The 16025-nt window shown below is 69.9% G+C and carries 12 protein-coding genes, 1 tRNA gene and 1 pseudogene; 10 read left to right on the top strand and 4 right to left on the bottom strand.

What is annotated here, in order from left to right; all coding sequences use genetic code 11:
- Positions 1–2 precede the first annotated feature (2 nt).
- The 3 genes and pseudogenes from yidD to rpmH form a co-directional block, all read right to left on the bottom strand.
- The gene (gene yidD, locus ABZ951_RS05995) at positions 3–320 is read right to left on the bottom strand and encodes a membrane protein insertion efficiency factor YidD (RefSeq protein WP_344085062.1); all 318 of its coding nucleotides are present in this window, start codon (positions 318–320) and stop codon (positions 3–5) included.
- Positions 321–382: 62 nt separating this feature from the next.
- Positions 383–751: pseudogene (gene rnpA, locus ABZ951_RS05990) on the bottom strand (ribonuclease P protein component); the annotation flags it as partial.
- Positions 752–776: 25 nt separating this feature from the next.
- On the bottom strand, positions 777–914 hold the full coding sequence (rpmH, locus tag ABZ951_RS05985) for a 50S ribosomal protein L34 (RefSeq protein ID WP_003949374.1): 138 nt from the start codon (positions 912–914) through the stop codon (positions 777–779).
- Between the two features lie 426 nt (positions 915–1340).
- On the opposite strand from rpmH, the gene dnaA reads away from it, so the two are divergent.
- The 10 genes from dnaA (at position 1341) to ABZ951_RS05935 (ending at position 14716) form a co-directional block, all read left to right on the top strand.
- Positions 1341–3248 (top strand): chromosomal replication initiator protein DnaA, encoded by a 1908-nt coding sequence (gene dnaA / locus ABZ951_RS05980; protein ID WP_344085065.1) that lies wholly within the window; start codon positions 1341–1343, stop codon positions 3246–3248.
- Between the two features lie 903 nt (positions 3249–4151).
- Positions 4152–5282: a DNA polymerase III subunit beta gene (gene dnaN, locus ABZ951_RS05975; protein WP_344085068.1), complete on the top strand. Its 1131-nt coding sequence runs from the start codon at positions 4152–4154 to the stop codon at positions 5280–5282.
- 272 nt (positions 5283–5554) lie between these two features.
- Positions 5555–6433, top strand: a complete 879-nt coding sequence (gene gnd, locus ABZ951_RS05970; protein WP_344085071.1) for a phosphogluconate dehydrogenase (NAD(+)-dependent, decarboxylating) — start codon at positions 5555–5557, stop codon at positions 6431–6433.
- Between the two features lie 43 nt (positions 6434–6476).
- Positions 6477–7601 (top strand): DNA replication/repair protein RecF, encoded by a 1125-nt coding sequence (gene recF, locus ABZ951_RS05965; RefSeq protein ID WP_344085074.1) that lies wholly within the window; start codon positions 6477–6479, stop codon positions 7599–7601.
- Positions 7598–8173 (top strand): DciA family protein, encoded by a 576-nt coding sequence (locus tag ABZ951_RS05960; protein WP_344085077.1) that lies wholly within the window; start codon positions 7598–7600, stop codon positions 8171–8173. The genes recF and ABZ951_RS05960 overlap by 4 nt, the downstream gene beginning before the upstream one ends.
- Before the next feature lie 396 nt (positions 8174–8569).
- The gene (gyrB, locus tag ABZ951_RS05955; RefSeq protein ID WP_344085080.1) at positions 8570–10615 is read left to right on the top strand and encodes a DNA topoisomerase (ATP-hydrolyzing) subunit B; all 2046 of its coding nucleotides are present in this window, start codon (positions 8570–8572) and stop codon (positions 10613–10615) included.
- Between the two features lie 51 nt (positions 10616–10666).
- On the top strand, positions 10667–13297 hold the full coding sequence (gene gyrA, locus ABZ951_RS05950) for a DNA gyrase subunit A (protein WP_344085083.1): 2631 nt from the start codon (positions 10667–10669) through the stop codon (positions 13295–13297).
- A gap of 135 nt (positions 13298–13432) precedes the next feature.
- On the top strand, positions 13433–14254 hold the full coding sequence (locus tag ABZ951_RS05945) for a DUF3566 domain-containing protein (protein ID WP_344085086.1): 822 nt from the start codon (positions 13433–13435) through the stop codon (positions 14252–14254).
- Positions 14255–14325: 71 nt separating this feature from the next.
- Positions 14326–14399: transfer RNA gene (locus ABZ951_RS05940), tRNA-Ile, on the top strand.
- A 182-nt stretch (positions 14400–14581) separates the two neighbouring features.
- Complete coding sequence (locus ABZ951_RS05935; RefSeq protein ID WP_003958712.1) at positions 14582–14716, top strand: DLW-39 family protein; 135 nt, start codon at positions 14582–14584, stop codon at positions 14714–14716.
- A 111-nt stretch (positions 14717–14827) separates the two neighbouring features.
- On the opposite strand, the gene ABZ951_RS05930 is transcribed toward ABZ951_RS05935, so the two are convergent.
- Positions 14828–15994 (bottom strand): serine/threonine-protein kinase, encoded by a 1167-nt coding sequence (locus tag ABZ951_RS05930; RefSeq protein WP_344085089.1) that lies wholly within the window; start codon positions 15992–15994, stop codon positions 14828–14830.
- Positions 15995–16025 lie beyond the last annotated feature (31 nt).

Raw genomic sequence — 16025 nt, 5'->3', positions numbered from 1 at the left:
AATCAGGCTCCTTGGGCGTTGGGCTGAGTCTCGGGCTGTGCGGTGGGTCCCACGGCGGGATGCCCACCCAGTCGGCTCCTCAGCCGCTGGTGCCAGACCGGACGCTTCCGGGGAGGAACGTGGTCGACGCCACCGAGCGACCACGGGTTGCAGCGCAGGATGCGCCAGGCCGTCAGCGCCGTTCCTTTGACCGCGCCGTGCACATCAATGGCGGTGTAGCCATAGTGCGAGCACGACGGGTAGTACTTGCAGACCGGGCCCAGGAGCGGGCTGACGGTCCACTGGTAGAGCTTGATCAACCACAGCAGCGGATACTTCACTGTGCGCTCCCTCCCGGGCCTCGGCCGGGGTTCCGGGGGGCGTCCCCCGGGGGACCGGAACAGCGCGGCGCCCCTCCCAGCAGCCGCTGCAGTGCGGTGTCGAGATCGCGGGCCAGCTGACCGTGGTCCGCCTCACCCGCTCCGGGCAGGGCCCGTACCACCACCAGGCTACCGGCGGGCAGCAGATCCAGCCGGTCACGCATGAGGTGGCGCAGTCGCCGCTTGACCAGATTGCGGGTCACGGCGTTGCCGACGGCTTTGCTCACGACGAAACCCGCACGCACCGGGGGAGCGCTCTCCCCAGGTGTGTGCGGGTCCGTGGTACCGCTACGTAGGTGGACGACGAGGAGCGGGCGGCCGGCCCGGCGCCCTCGGCGAACCGCGGTCGCAAAGTCCTCGCGCCGCCTCAGCCGAGACTCGGAAGGCAGCACGTCATGGACCTTGACGTCGGGCTGGTCAGGCCGACAGGCGGGCGCGACCCTTGCCACGGCGGGACGCGAGGATCGCGCGGCCGGCACGGGTGCGCATGCGCAGGCGGAAACCGTGGGTCTTCGCGCGACGACGGTTGTTCGGCTGGAAGGTGCGCTTGCTCACTCGGGGGCTCCAGAAATGAATCGTGTGATGGCGGGACATCGCCTGGCTGTCACCGTGCGCCCACGAGAAGCTCGCAATACGCCCGAGTGCACCGCTTCATAACCGCGATCCCGGGGGATCGCAGCCGTTGCCCATCGGAGGCAGGCGGCAGCAGCCATCGACAACTCGACCTGGTCACGGTACGCGCGGCTACGCCATTCGGTCAAACCGGCAGTGCACCAGGGATACACCGTAGCCTCCCGCGGGCCGGTGAACCGACACACCCCGCCCCATGGCACATTTGTACACACCCTGTGGACAACGACTTGAACCGCGCACCTCGGCCTGACTACCGTGGCTGAACTCCGAATACTTCCCGCCCGTCCCGAGAACCACACATTCGTGGGACTCACGGGGCTCCCCCCAGTGACTGAGAGAGCGTGCCCTGTGGCTGACCTGCCTGCCGATCTTGCCGCAGTGTGGCCGCGCGTGCTCGAACAGCTCCTGGGCGAGGGCCGCGGACAGGGTACTCAGGGCGTCGAGAGCAAGGACGAACACTGGATCAAGCGGTGTCAGCCGCTCGCTCTGGTCGCGGACACCGCCCTGCTCGCCGTGCCGAACGAATTCGCCAAGGGTGTCCTCGAGGGCCGGCTGGCCCCCATCGTGAGCGAGACGCTCAGCCGTGAGTGCGGGCGCCCCATCCGGATCGCGATCACCGTCGACGACAGCGCGGGCGAGCCCTCAGAGCCCTCCGAGCGCTCCCAGGGCCCCCAGCAGTCCCGCTACGAGGAGCCCGGCGGCCCCCGGGGCGGCGGGGGCCAGGGGCGCGACACGCGCGACGCCTACGACGGCCGTGACGGGCGCGACCCCTACGAGAACTACGACAGCCACGGCGGCTACGACGGCCGGGAGAGCTACGGCCGCCAGGCGGCCCCCGACGAGCTGCCGTCCGTGCGTCCCGCGTACCCCGACTACCAGCAGCCCCGCCCCGAGCCCGGCGCCTGGCCGCGGCACTCGGGCCCGCCCGGGCCGGACCGCGGCGACCGGGGCGACTACGGCTGGCAGCAGCCCCGTCTGGGCGGTTTCGCCGAGAGCGAACGCGACCCCTACGCCTCGCAGCGCGGGCAGCACGGGCCCTCCTCCTACGAGCAGCAGCCGTACGAGCAGCAGCAGGACTACCGCTCGCAGCAGCCCGAGCGCCCCTCGTACGAGCAGCAGCGCCGCGAGCCCGACAGCCACCCCCGCGGCGGACCGTCCGTGCCCAGCGGCGCGCCCGGCCCGCTGGCCGCGAAGCCCGCGCCCGCGCCGGGCCCCGGCGAGCCGACGGCCCGGCTGAACCCGAAGTACCTCTTCGACACGTTCGTCATCGGCGCGTCCAACCGCTTCGCGCACGCGGCCGCGGTCGCCGTGGCCGAGGCGCCGGCCAAGGCCTACAACCCCCTCTTCATCTACGGCGAGTCGGGGCTGGGCAAGACACACCTGCTGCACGCCATCGGGCACTACGCGCGGAGCCTCTACCCGGGCACGCGCGTGCGCTACGTGAGCTCCGAGGAATTCACCAACGAGTTCATCAACTCCATCCGCGACGGCAAGGCGGACGCCTTCCGCAAGCGGTACCGCGACATGGACATCCTGCTCGTCGACGACATCCAGTTCCTGGCGAGCAAGGAGTCGACGCAGGAGGAGTTCTTCCACACCTTCAATACGCTCCACAACGCCAACAAGCAGATCGTGCTGTCCTCGGACCGGCCGCCGAAGCAGCTGGTCACCCTGGAGGACCGGCTGCGCAACCGCTTCGAGTGGGGCCTGATCACGGACGTCCAGCCGCCCGAGCTGGAGACCCGGATCGCGATCCTGCGGAAGAAGGCGGTCCAGGAGCAGCTCAATGCCCCGCCCGAGGTCCTGGAGTTCATCGCCTCCCGCATCTCACGGAACATCCGTGAGCTGGAGGGGGCGCTGATCCGGGTCACGGCCTTCGCGAGCCTCAACCGGCAGCCCGTGGACCTCGGGCTCACCGAGATCGTCCTGAAGGACCTGATCCCGGGCGGCGAGGACGCCTCACCGGAGATCACCGCCCCCGCCATCATGGCGGCGACCGCCGACTACTTCGGGCACACCGTCGAGGACCTGTGCGGAGCCTCGCGCAGCCGGGTGCTGGTGACGGCCCGGCAGATCGCGATGTACCTCTGCCGGGAGCTCACGGACCTGTCGCTGCCGAAGATCGGCGCCCAGTTCGGCGGCCGGGACCACACGACCGTGATGCACGCGGACCGGAAGATCCGCGCGCTCATGGCCGAGCGGCGCTCCATCTACAACCAGGTGACCGAGCTGACCAACCGCATCAAGAACGGCTGACCGCGTCCCTCGCGGCTTCCCCAGGGGCCTCAGAGCTTCCTGGGGAGCGAGCACGCAGCCGCTTCCGCACCCCTGAAAAGGCGCTCCGGGAAGCCTCCTGGAGCGCCTTTCCGCGTACCGGACGCGGTTTGAGGGCGCTGCGGAGACCGACCCGTGCGCTCCCGGTGTTCGAATACGGCCGGTCGGCCCCGGGTTCTCCACAGATTTCCGGCCGACCTGTCGTCCACACCCTGGGGATGGGGAAGTTGTCCAGATTCTGTCCACAGGCCAGGCTGGTGACCGCGCATCAGGGGAGGTCAGCGGGGTGTGGATTTGTGGCCGACGAGATTCCACAGCCTGTGGACAACGGATTCACCCACAGGGGCGTACGAACGTTGTCCACCGGCCGCCCACAGCGAAGTGGATGTTGTACACAGACTTTCCACACCGCTGTCCACTGTTCGGGAACGAAACGCCCCGCGTCACCGCCCCGAGTGAAAGGCGTCACACCAAGTTGCCGGGTTGGGCTGTGGGGAACCTGGGTAAAACTGGGGACGGCGCTGGGGAGAAGTACCCCCTGCCTGTGCACCGACTGTGCAGAACTTTCGCCGGTCCACAGATGACCCCGGTTTTCCACTGCCTCCGCCCACAGGCCCGGTGGACAAAAACTCGCGGCTGACCAGGGCAAAGACGGTTTTCCACCGTTTCCACAGGCCCTACTACTACGACCACTGAGATGTAGCTGGGAACTCGCTTCGAAGTGGGGCCTGTGCACAACTTCGCCCCGGACCTCGCCACGCGCTCCGACCCGACTTGACCCCGAGACGCACCGACTGTCAGCGACGTGCGTCAGACTGGTCTCCGGCAACTCAGCCGACGACGTAGCCAGCAGGGCGAGCCAGCAACAAGCAGGAGGCGGTTCCGGTGAAGATCCGGGTGGAGCGCGATGTACTCGCGGAGGCAGTGGCCTGGGCGGCCCGCAGCCTCCCGGCCCGTCCGCCGGTGCCCGTCCTCGCGGGCCTGCTGCTGAAGGCGGAGGAGGGCTCCCTGAGCCTCTCCGGCTTCGACTACGAGGTCTCGGCCCGCGTCTCGGTCGACGCGGACGTGGAGGAGGACGGCACCGTCCTCGTCTCCGGCCGGCTCCTCGCCGACATCTGCCGCGCACTTCCCAACAGGCCTGTGGAGATCTCCACCGACGGCGTGCGGGTCACCGTCGTCTGCGGCTCCTCGCGATTCACACTCCACACCCTGCCTGTGGAGGAGTACCCCGCGCTGCCGCAGATGCCGACGGCCACGGGCACGGTCCCCGGCGAGGTCTTCGCCGCGGCCGCCGCCCAGGTCGCCATCGCCGCCGGCCGTGACGACACCCTGCCGGTGCTCACGGGTGTCCGGATCGAGATCGAGGGCGACACCGTCACCCTCGCTTCCACCGACCGCTACCGCTTCGCCGTCCGCGAGTTCATGTGGAAGCCCGAGACCCCGGACATCTCCGCGGTCGCCCTGGTGCCCGCCAAGACCCTGCTGGACACCGCCAAGTCCCTCAGCGGCGGCGACACCGTCTCGATCGCCCTGTCCGGCTCCGGCGCGGGCGAGGGCCTCATCGGTTTCGAGGGCGCCGGCCGCCGCACGACGACGCGCCTCCTCGAAGGCGACCTGCCGAAGTACCGCACGCTCTTCCCGACCGAGTTCAACTCGATCGCCGTGATCGAGACCGCCCCCTTCGTCGAGGCCGTCAAGCGCGTGGCCCTCGTAGCCGAGCGGAACACCCCGGTGCGGCTCAGCTTCGAGCAGGGCGTGCTCATCCTGGAGGCCGGCTCCAGCGACGACGCACAGGCTGTGGAGCGCGTCGACGCCCAGCTCGACGGTGACGACATCTCCATCGCGTTCAACCCGGGCTTCCTCCTCGAGGGCCTCTCGGCCATCGACTCCCCGGTCGCCCAGCTGTCCTTCACGACGTCCACCAAGCCCGCGCTGCTCAGCGGCAAGCCGGCCGTGGACGCCGAGGCGGACGACGCGTACAAGTACCTGATCATGCCGGTGCGTCTGTCGGGCTGAGCCCGGACGGGTGTGGCCCGCCACCGCGCGGGCACCCGACCAGGAGCACGAGGGTCGACCTCACGGAGCCGGGGGCACACACCGGCGCCGCTCCCGGCTCCGGCACAGCCGGTCCGGAAGCGGCGGAAGAGCCGGTGGAGCTCCCGGTGAGTGCCCGACTGTCCACAGTCGGGCACTCACCCGTTGAGCGGCTGAGCCCACAGGTGTGCACGGACCCTCGGGCGTAGGCTCGGACCAGGCACGAATCGTCATCAAGGCATAGAGGATCACCCATGGAGCTCGGTCTCGTCGGTCTCGGCAAGATGGGCGGCAACATGCGCGAGCGCATCCGCCGCGCAGGCCACACCGTCATCGGATACGACCGCAATGCGGACCTCGCAGATGTCCACAGCCTTCAGGAGCTTGTGGATTCCCTCAAGGGCCCGCGCGTCGTGTGGGTCATGGTCCCGGCCGGCGCCGCGACCCAGTCCACCATCGACGAGCTCGGTGAGCTCCTCTCCCCCGGTGACGTGGTCGTCGACGGCGGGAACTCCCGCTGGACGGACGACGAGAAGCACGCCGGGGAGCTCGCGGCCAAGGGCATCGGCTTTGTGGACTGCGGAGTCTCCGGCGGCGTCTGGGGCCTGGAGAACGGCTACGCCCTGATGTACGGCGGCGACGCCGACGACGTCGCGAAGGTCCAGCCGGTCTTCGACGCGCTCAAGCCCGAGGGCGACTTCGGCTCCGTCCACGCGGGCAAGGTCGGCGCCGGCCACTTCGCCAAGATGGTCCACAACGGCATCGAGTACGCCATGATGCAGGCGTACGCCGAGGGCTGGGAGCTCCTGGAGAAGGTCGACTCCGTCACCGACGTGCGCGAGGTCTTCCGCAGCTGGCAGGAGGGCACGGTCATCCGCTCCTGGCTGCTCGACCTGGCCGTCAACGCCCTGGACGACGACGAGCACCTGGACAAGCTGCGCGGCTACGCCTCCGACTCCGGCGAGGGCCGCTGGACGGTCGAGGCCGCCATCGACAACGCCGTGCCGCTGCCCGCGATCACCGCGTCGCTCTTCGCCCGCTTCGCCTCCCGCCAGGACGACTCCCCGCAGATGAAGATGATCGCCGCGCTGCGCAACCAGTTCGGTGGCCACGCGGTCGAGAGCAAAAAGTAAGCATCAGCAGTAAGCATCGCTGGGAAGAGGTCGGCGCGCCCCCATGCACGTTTCGCATCTGTCGCTGGCCGACTTCCGCTCGTACGCCCGGGTCGAGGTCCCGCTCGACCCGGGCGTCACGGCGTTCGTGGGGCCCAACGGGCAGGGCAAGACCAACCTCGTCGAGGCGGTCGGCTACCTGGCGACGCTGGGCAGCCACCGGGTCTCCTCGGACGCGCCCCTGGTGCGCCTGGGCGCCGACCGGGCGATCGTCCGCGCCGCCGTCGTCCAGGGCGACCGGCAGCAGCTCATAGAGCTGGAGCTCAACCCGGGCAAGGCGAACCGGGCCAGGATCAACCGTTCCTCGCAGGTCAGACCCCGGGACGTCCTGGGCATCGTGCGCACGGTCCTGTTCGCCCCCGAGGACCTGGCCCTGATCAAGGGCGACCCGGGCGAGCGCCGCCGCTTCCTCGACGAGCTGATCACCGCCCGCTCCCCGCGCATGGCCGGGGTGCGCTCCGACTACGAGCGCGTCCTCAAGCAGCGCAACACCCTCCTCAAGAGCGCGGCCATGGCCCGCCGCCACGGGGGCCGCGGCCTGGACCTCTCCACCCTCGACATCTGGGACCAGCACCTGGCCCGGGTCGGCGCCGAGCTGCTGGCCCAGCGGCTCGACCTGATCGATGCCCTGCGGCCGCTCGCCGACACGGCCTACGAAAAGCTGGCGCCCGGCGGCGGCCCGGTCGCGTTCGACTACCGCGGCCCGGCGACCCTGGAGGACGCCCGGACCCGCGAGGAGCTCTACGAGGCCCTGCTCGCCGCCCTCGCCGAGACCCGCAAGCAGGAGATCGAGCGCGGCGTGACCCTGGTCGGACCGCACCGCGACGACCTGGTGCTGCGGCTGGGCGCGCTGCCGGCCAAGGGCTACGCGAGCCACGGCGAGTCCTGGTCGTACGCGCTGGCACTGCGGCTGGCCTCGTACGACCTGCTGCGCTCCGAGGGCAACGAGCCGGTCCTCGTGCTGGACGACGTCTTCGCGGAGCTGGACGCCCGGCGCCGGGAGCGGCTGGCGGAGCTGGTCGCCCCGGGCGAGCAGGTGCTGGTGACGGCCGCGGTCGGCGACGACGTGCCGGGCGTGCTGGCGGGCGCGCGGTACGCGGTCTCGGAAGGCGCGGTGGAGCGGGCATGAGCGAGGTCCCGGGCAAGAAGCCCGGCGCGACGGGCAAGGACTCCGCGAAGCAGCCGGAGAAGCCCCAGGCGCCCGAGCACTCCGGCGTCGATCTGGCGCGGGTGGCACTGCGCGCCGCGAAGGAGCAGGCGCGGGCGCGGGGCAACGCCGCGCAGCAGAAGAAGCAGGCGCGCCGCGGCGGCCTGCGCTCCGGGGCGCGCGCCGACGGCCGTGACCCGCTGCCGCTGGGTGCCGCCATCAACCGGCTGATCACCGAGCGCGGCTGGGAGACGCCCGCGGCGGTGGGCGGGGTGATGGGGCGCTGGCCGCAGATGGTGGGCCCCGAGGTGGCGCTGCACTGCGAGCCGCAGAAGTACGACGAGGACGCCCGGGTGCTGACCGTGCAGTGCGACTCCACGGCGTGGGCGACGCAGCTGCGGCTGCTGGCGCCGACGCTGGTGGCCCGGCTGAACGCCGATCTGGGCCAGGGCACCGTCAGGCTGATCAAGGTGCTGGGGCCGGGCGGCCCCGCCCGCCGGTACGGGCCCCTGCGCGCCCCCGGGAGCACCGGGCCCGGCGACACATACGGGTGACGGCCGCTCCGGGGGGTTGCCGGAAACCGCCGGGGCGGCGCGGCCGGAAACCATCGCGGACAAAGCGGACCGACCCGGATCAGCGTGACGCGACCGGGCGCCCGCACGCCGCGGAACCTGAGACTCCGCTCACGGTAGCGGGCGGTTGACAGCCCGAAGCGCTGAGTGCCGCTGTGAGCCTCCTGGAGCCCGGGTCCACATATAGGGAGTCGGCTGATGCCGGTTCAGGGCGGCACGTGCGGACTCAGGCACCGCCAAACCCCCATTCATGTCAGTGCTACCGGTAGACTGGTGGCAATCCCGCCGGCTCGCGGGACATGCCGACCAACGCAGAACGACGCAGCCGCTCCTGCCTGCCCCGGGTGGGGTCTCCCCGCCGCAGGCAGGGGAGGGCCTGTGCTGTGCCAGAAAGGGCGCTTCGTGGCCGATTCCGGCAACCCCAACGAGAACATCACCCCGTCTCCGACCGAGGCCGCCGCCACAGGCGCGGCCGGTGGCGGGGCGTCCTACGACGCCAGTGCGATCACCGTCCTGGAAGGTCTGGACGCGGTCCGCAAGCGGCCGGGTATGTACATCGGCTCGACCGGTGAGCGTGGTCTCCACCACCTCGTGTACGAGGTGGTGGACAACTCCGTCGACGAGGCGCTCGCCGGTCACGCGGACACCATCGACGTGACGATCCTGCCCGACGGCGGCGTGCGCGTCGTGGACAACGGCCGAGGCATCCCGGTGGGCATCGTCCCCTCCGAGGGCAAGCCGGCCGTCGAGGTCGTCCTGACGGTGCTGCACGCGGGCGGCAAGTTCGGCGGCGGCGGCTACGCGGTCTCCGGTGGTCTGCACGGTGTCGGCGTCTCCGTCGTCAACGCCCTGTCGACGCGCGTCGCCGTCGAGGTCAGGACCGACGGCTACCGCTGGACGCAGGACTACAAGCTGGGCGTCCCGACGGCCCCGCTGGCGCAGCACGAGGCGACGGACGAGCACGGCACCTCCGTCACCTTCTGGGCCGACGGCGACATCTTCGAGACCACCGAGTACTCCTTCGAGACGCTCTCGCGGCGCTTCCAGGAGATGGCCTTCCTCAACAAGGGCCTGCGCATCTCGCTGACGGACCTCCGCGCCGACCACGTCGACGAAGAGGGCAAGCCGCTGGTGGTGGACTACCACTACGAGGGCGGCATCGTCGACTTCGTGAAGTACCTCAACTCGCGCAAGGGTGAGCTGATCCACCCGACCGTGATCGACATCGAGGCCGAGGACAAGGAGCGCATGCTCTCCCTCGAGATCGCGATGCAGTGGAACAGCCAGTACAGCGAAGGTGTCTACAGCTTCGCCAACACCATCCACACCCACGAGGGCGGCACCCACGAGGAGGGCTTCCGCGCCGCGCTGACCGGTCTGATCAACCGGTACGCCCGCGAGAAGAAGCTGCTCCGCGAGAAGGACGACAACCTCACGGGCGAGGACATCCGCGAGGGTCTGACCGCGATCATCTCGATCAAGCTCGGCGAGCCGCAGTTCGAGGGCCAGACGAAGACGAAGCTCGGCAACACCGAGGCGAAGACCTTCGTCCAGAAGGTCGCCCACGAGCACCTCACGGACTGGCTCGACCGCAACCCCAACGAGGCCGCGGACATCATCCGCAAGTCGATCCAGGCCGCGACCGCCCGCGTGGCGGCCCGCAAGGCCCGCGATCTGACCCGCCGCAAGGGGCTGCTGGAGTCGGCGTCGCTGCCGGGCAAGCTCAGCGACTGCCAGTCCAACGACCCGACGAAGTGCGAGATCTTCATCGTCGAGGGTGACTCCGCCGGCGGTTCGGCCAAGTCCGGCCGCAACCCGCAGTACCAGGCGATCCTCCCGATCCGAGGCAAGATCCTCAACGTCGAGAAGGCGCGGATCGACAAGATCCTCCAGAACACCGAGGTCCAGGCCCTGATCTCGGCCTTCGGCACCGGTGTGCACGAGGACTTCGACATCGCGAAGCTCCGCTATCACAAGATCATTCTGATGGCGGACGCCGACGTCGACGGTCAGCACATCAACACCCTGCTGCTCACCTTCCTCTTCCGCTTTATGCGGCCGCTGGTCGAGTCCGGGCACGTCTACCTCTCGCGCCCCCCGCTGTACAAGATCAAGTGGGGCCGGGACGACTTCGAGTACGCCTACTCCGACCGCGAGCGCGACGCGCTGATCGCGCTCGGCCGCGAGAACGGCAAGCGGATCAGGGACGACTCCGTCCAGCGCTTCAAGGGTCTCGGTGAGATGAACGCCGAGGAGCTGCGCATCACCACCATGGACGTCGACCACCGGGTGCTCGGCCAGGTCACCCTGGACGACGCCGCGCAGGCGGACGACCTGTTCTCGGTGCTCATGGGCGAGGACGTCGAGGCGCGGCGCTCCTTCATCCAGCGCAACGCCAAGGACGTCCGCTTCCTCGACATCTGAGCCTGTCGGCCCACGAGAAACAGCCGCAGCGCGAAAGGACTTTGAACAGCAATGGCCGACGAGACTCCCGATATCCCTGCCCCCGTGATCCCCGAGGTGACGCCCGAGGGCGCGCCCGCGCCCCTCGAGGGCGTGGGGATGCGCGTCGAGCCCGTCGGGCTCGAGACGGAGATGCAGCGCTCGTACCTCGACTACGCGATGAGCGTGATCGTCTCGCGTGCGCTCCCCGACGTGCGGGACGGCCTCAAGCCGGTCCACCGCCGGGTGCTCTACGCGATGTACGACGGCGGCTACCGGCCCGAGAAGGGCTTCTACAAGTGCGCCCGCGTCGTCGGTGACGTCATGGGTACGTATCACCCGCACGGCGACTCCTCCATCTACGACGCCCTGGTGCGCCTCGCGCAGCACTGGTCGATGCGCATGCCGCTGGTGGACTCCAACGGCAACTTCGGTTCCCCGGGCAACGACCCGGCCGCCGCCATGCGGTACACCGAGTGCAAGATGATGCCGCTGTCGATGGAGATGCTCCGGGACATCGACGAGGAGACCGTCGACTTCCAGGACAACTACGACGGTCGCAACCAGGAGCCGACGGTCCTGCCGGCCCGCTTCCCGAACCTGCTGATCAACGGCTCGGCGGGCATCGCGGTCGGCATGGCCACCAACATCCCGCCGCACAACCTCCGCGAGGTCGCCGAGGGCGCCCAGTGGTTCCTGGCCAACCCGGAGGCGACCTCCGAGGAGCTGCTCGAAGCGCTCATCGAGCGGATCAAGGGCCCCGACTTCCCGACCGGCGCCCTCGTGGTCGGCCGCAAGGGCATCGAGGAGGCGTACCGCACCGGCCGTGGCTCGATCACCATGCGCGCGGTCGTCGCCGTCGAGGAGATCCAGGGCCGCCAGTGCCTGGTGGTCACCGAGCTGCCCTACCAGGTCAACCCGGACAACCTCGCGCAGAAGATCGCCGACCTGGTGAAGGACGGCAAGGTCGGCGGCATCGCCGACGTGCGCGACGAGACCTCCTCGCGCACGGGCCAGCGCCTCGTCGTCGTGCTCAAGCGCGACGCGGTCGCCAAGGTCGTGCTCAACAACCTCTACAAGCACACCGACCTCCAGACGAACTTCGGCGCGAACATGCTGGCGCTCGTCGACGGCGTGCCGCGCACGCTCTCGATCGACGCCTTCATCCGCAACTGGGTCACGCACCAGGTCGAGGTCATCGTCCGGCGCACCCGCTTCCGGCTCCGCAAGGCCGAGGAGCGCGCCCACATCCTGCGCGGCCTGCTCAAGGCCCTCAACGCGATCGACGAGGTCATCGCGCTGATCCGGCGGAGCAACACGGTCGACATCGCGCGCGAGGGCCTGATGGGCCTCCTGGAGATCGACGAGATCCAGGCGAACGCGATCCTGGAGATGCAGCTGCGCCGCCTGGCGGCCCTGGAACACCAGAAGATCACCGCCGAGCACGACGAGCTCCAGGCGAAGATCGACGAGTACAACACGATCCTCGCCTCGCCCGAGCGGCAGCGCATGATCATCAGTGAGGAACTGACGGCCATCGTCGAGAAGTTCGGCGACGACCGGCGCTCCAAGCTGATCCCCTTCGACGGTGACATGTCCATCGAGGACCTCATCGCCGAGGAGGACATCGTCGTCACCATCACCAACGGTGGCTACGTCAAGCGCACCAAGACCGAGGACTACCGGTCGCAGAAGCGCGGCGGCAAGGGCGTCCGGGGCACGAAGCTCAAGCAGGACGACATCGTCGACCACTTCTTCGTCTCCACCACCCACCACTGGCTGCTCTTCTTCACCAACAAGGGCCGGGTCTACCGGGCCAAGGCGTACGAGCTGCCGGACGCCGGCCGGGACGCCCGCGGCCAGCACGTGGCCAACCTGCTGGCCTTCCAGCCGGACGAGAAGATCGCCCAGATCCTCGCCGTCCGCGACTACGACGTGGCCCCCTACCTGGTGCTGGCCACCAAGTCCGGCCTGGTGAAGAAGACCCCCCTCAAGGACTACGACTCCCCGCGCTCGGGCGGTGTCATCGCCATCAACCTGCGCGAGACCGACAGCGGGGCCGAGGACGAGCTGATCGGTGCCGAGCTGGTCTCGGCCGAGGACGACCTGCTGCTGGTCAGCAAGAAGGCCCAGTCGATCCGGTTCACCGCTACGGATGAAGCCCTCCGTCCGATGGGCCGGGCGACGTCCGGCGTCAAGGGCATGAGCTTCCGCGAGGGCGACGAGCTGCTCTCGATGAACGTCGTCCGGGCGGGTACTTTCGTCTTCACCGCCACCGACGGCGGGTATGCCAAGCGGACGAACGTCGACGAGTACCGCGTCCAGGGTCGAGGGGGCCTCGGTATCAAGGCCGCCAAGATCGTGGAGGATCGTGGCTCGCTGGTCGGCGCCCTGGTGGTCGAGGAGAACGACGAGATCCTCGCCATCACGCTCAGCGGCGGTGTGATTCGTACCCGGGTCAACGAGGTCAGGGAGACGGGCCGTGACACCATGGGCGTTCAGCTGATCAACTTGGGCAAGCGCGATGCCGTCGTCGGCATCGCCCGGAACGCCGAGGCCGGTCGCGAGGCTGAAGAGGTCGAAGAGTTGGCCGACGCAGCCGAGGGCGACGGGCCCGAGCTGGCCGAGGGCGCACAGGCCCCGGCCGAGGACACCGAGGAGTAATTCGTGAGTCGAGCCACGGGCGCCGCGGCAAGCGGTGCGGGTGCCAAGCGGCCCACCACCGCCGGCCCTGTCACCGATACGGCGGCCGGTGCCCGTGGCTCTGGCGCGGATGGCGCAGAAGCCAAGGGGGGGACCGTGACGGACACCCGAGACCCGAAGCCCTACCACCCGCCGCAGGCGTACGCGCCGCCGGCGGCGCGCACTGCTCCGGATTCCGTTTCTGATTCCGGTTCCGGTTCGGCCGAGGAGGCCGGTTCGGGCGCCGGCGCGCCGGGTGCCGAGGGCGGCAAGAGCCCGAAGCTCACGAAGGCGGCCGGGCCCGGCGCGGCGGAGTCCACGGCACCTGAGGCCAAGGGTGCCAAGGGTGCCGGGGGCGCCAAGGAAGCCAAGGGAGCCAAGGCGGCCAAGGGCGCCTCCCGCAGCGGCGCCAAGGGCGCGAAGGGGCAGGCCGGGCCTGATCCCCGGCTCGGGCTGAAGACCGACGCCGCACCGGCCCCCGCGGCCCCTCAGCCCGGCCTGCCGCCCGCCCAGCGGGCGAGCGAGCCCCAGGTTCCCCGGCAGCGCCCCGCGGCCTCCACGGCGCCGCGTACGCGCACGGCGAGGCTGCGGGTGGCCAAGGCCGACCCGTGGTCGGTGATGAAGGTCAGCTTCCTGCTGTCGATCGCGCTGGGCGTGTGCACCATCGTGGCCGCCGCGGTGCTGTGGACGGTCATGGACGCCATGGGCGTCTTCTCGGCCGTCGGCGGGACCGTCAGCGACGCCACGGGCTCCAGCGACGGCGGCGGCTTCGACCTGGAGTCGTTCCTGTCCCTCCCGAACGTCCTGATGTTCACCTCGGTCATCGCGGTGATCGACGTGGTGCTGGCCACCGCGCTGGCGACGCTGGGGGCCTTCGTCTACAACCTCTCCGCCGGGTTCGTGGGCGGCGTGGAGCTCACCCTCGCCGAGGACGAATAGCGGCGATCGGCGCCGGGGCCCGGCCGATTTTGGGACTGGGCCCCAAGTGCGCTAATCTTTCGGTGCAGCGCGGGGCTATAGCTCAGACGGTTAGAGCGCTTCCCTGATAAGGAAGAGGCCACAGGTTCAAGTCCTGTTAGCCCCACCGGCCAGATCGGCCCGGACGGAGAATTCTCCGCCCGGGCCGATCTGTTTTTGCGTGCGGGGGAGTTGGTCGCGGTCAGGATGCGCCGGACGGACCCGGCACAGGTCACCGATCGGTATCGGCCGGTGTGTATCATCGGCCACCAGAGGTCCCCTTACGTCAAGGAAAGACGAGGTCGCGCGGTGAAGAAGCTCCTCCTGGTCGCACTGGCCGCCATCGGCGGGCTCCTCGTGTACCGCCAGATCCAGGCGGATCGCGCCGAGCAGGACCTGTGGACGGAGGCGACCGACTCCGTGCCCGCAGGTTCGGGTGTGTAGGACAAAAAAGATGTGACGCAGGGCCCCGGCCGCCGACGCGGCCGGGGCCCTGTGGTGTTTCGGCCACTCCATAATATTCGCTAACGCAAATAAAATGATTGCAATGGTGAATCATGCGGACAGAAGGGCCCAGATCCCGACCGCGAGGCACAGCAGCGCCACGGTCAGCACCGGGACCACCACCTTCACGGGCGGCCCCGCGCGCCGGGAACGCCCGGCAGGGGCGCCCGTCGGCGGGCTGAGCGGCTGGGCGCCGGTGTAGGGCCGGGTGGGCGGGTAGCCGGGCACGGGAGGCGCGGACGGGGCCGCGGGCGCGTTCCCGTGCAGGGGAGCGGCCACCGGCCCGGGTGGGAGCCGCTCGGCGGGCGGAGGCCACGCTTTCGGCCCGGGTGCCGGGGGCAGCGGCCCTTCGGGGCCGAACCCCGGCGGCAGCGGGCCGAGCTGGTCGAAGACCTCGATGGGCTCCTCGTCCGCGGCGGGGGCGTCCAGCAGCTCCACGGCGGCCGTCAGGGCCTTCCGCGCCCCGGTGGCGGTTCGGAAGCGAAGGCTCGGATCCGGCTGCAGCAGACCCGCGATCACCTCCCAGAGGGGCGCGGGGACTTCCTCCGGCGCGTTCGGTGTGCCGTGCTCGGTAAAACGCCGCACCAGCGCTTCCGCGTCGGGTTTCCGTCCGGTGAGGAGATAGAGCGCCATCAGTCCGACGGCGAAGAGATCCGCGGGGAAGTCCGGTTCCTCGCCCAGCATTTGCTCGGGCGCGAAGTAACCGGGTGTCCCCATCACATAGTTGCTGTCCGTCAGCCGCGGCTCGCCTTTGCGCATGGCGATCCCGAAGTCCGACAGCCGTACATGGGGGCGCCCTGTCCCGGTCGCCTCCAAAAGGATGTTGGCGGGCTTGATGTCCCGGTGCACGACTCCTTCGTCGTGCACCGCGGTGAGCCCCGACAACAGCTGATCCAGCACCACGCACACGTAATGCGGCGGTAACGGCCCGTAATCGCCGATGAGGTGGGCGAGCGAGCCCCCGCGCACCACGTCCATGGTGAACAGCACCTTGTCGTCGTCCGCGGCCCAGCTCATCGGCGCCAGCACATGGGGGTGGTCGATGCGCAGCCCCTGCTCGCGGACGAATCTCAGCAGCGTGTGGGCATCGCTCTGCTGGAGCACCTTCGCCGCCACATAGCGGCGCCGGCGCCGGTCCCAGGCCCGCCAGACGGCCCCCGCGCCGCCCCGCCCGATCGGGTCCACCAGCTCGTAGCGCCCACCGAAGACCTCGCCCATGGACTCAGCGCCGCTCCCGTGTCGTGTGCCC

This window comes from Streptomyces sp. NPDC046215 (assembly GCF_040646215.1).
GTDB classification, from domain to species: Bacteria; Actinomycetota; Actinomycetes; order Streptomycetales; family Streptomycetaceae; genus Streptomyces; species Streptomyces stramineus.
The sequence above is the reverse complement of the archived record's forward strand: the minus strand, read 5'-3'. Positions and strand labels throughout refer to the sequence as shown.

Excerpts from the sequence above, each read along its gene's own strand:
- gnd (WP_344085071.1), top strand. The coding sequence starts at position 5,555 with ATGGAGCTCGGTCTCGTCGGTCTCGGCAAGATGGGCGGCAACATGCGC.
- recF (WP_344085074.1), top strand. The coding sequence starts at position 6,477 with ATGCACGTTTCGCATCTGTCGCTGGCCGACTTCCGCTCGTACGCCCGG.
- ABZ951_RS05960 (WP_344085077.1), top strand. The coding sequence starts at position 7,598 with ATGAGCGAGGTCCCGGGCAAGAAGCCCGGCGCGACGGGCAAGGACTCC.
- gyrA (WP_344085083.1), top strand. The coding sequence starts at position 10,667 with ATGGCCGACGAGACTCCCGATATCCCTGCCCCCGTGATCCCCGAGGTG.
- ABZ951_RS05930 (WP_344085089.1), bottom strand. The coding sequence starts at position 15,994 with ATGGGCGAGGTCTTCGGTGGGCGCTACGAGCTGGTGGACCCGATCGGG.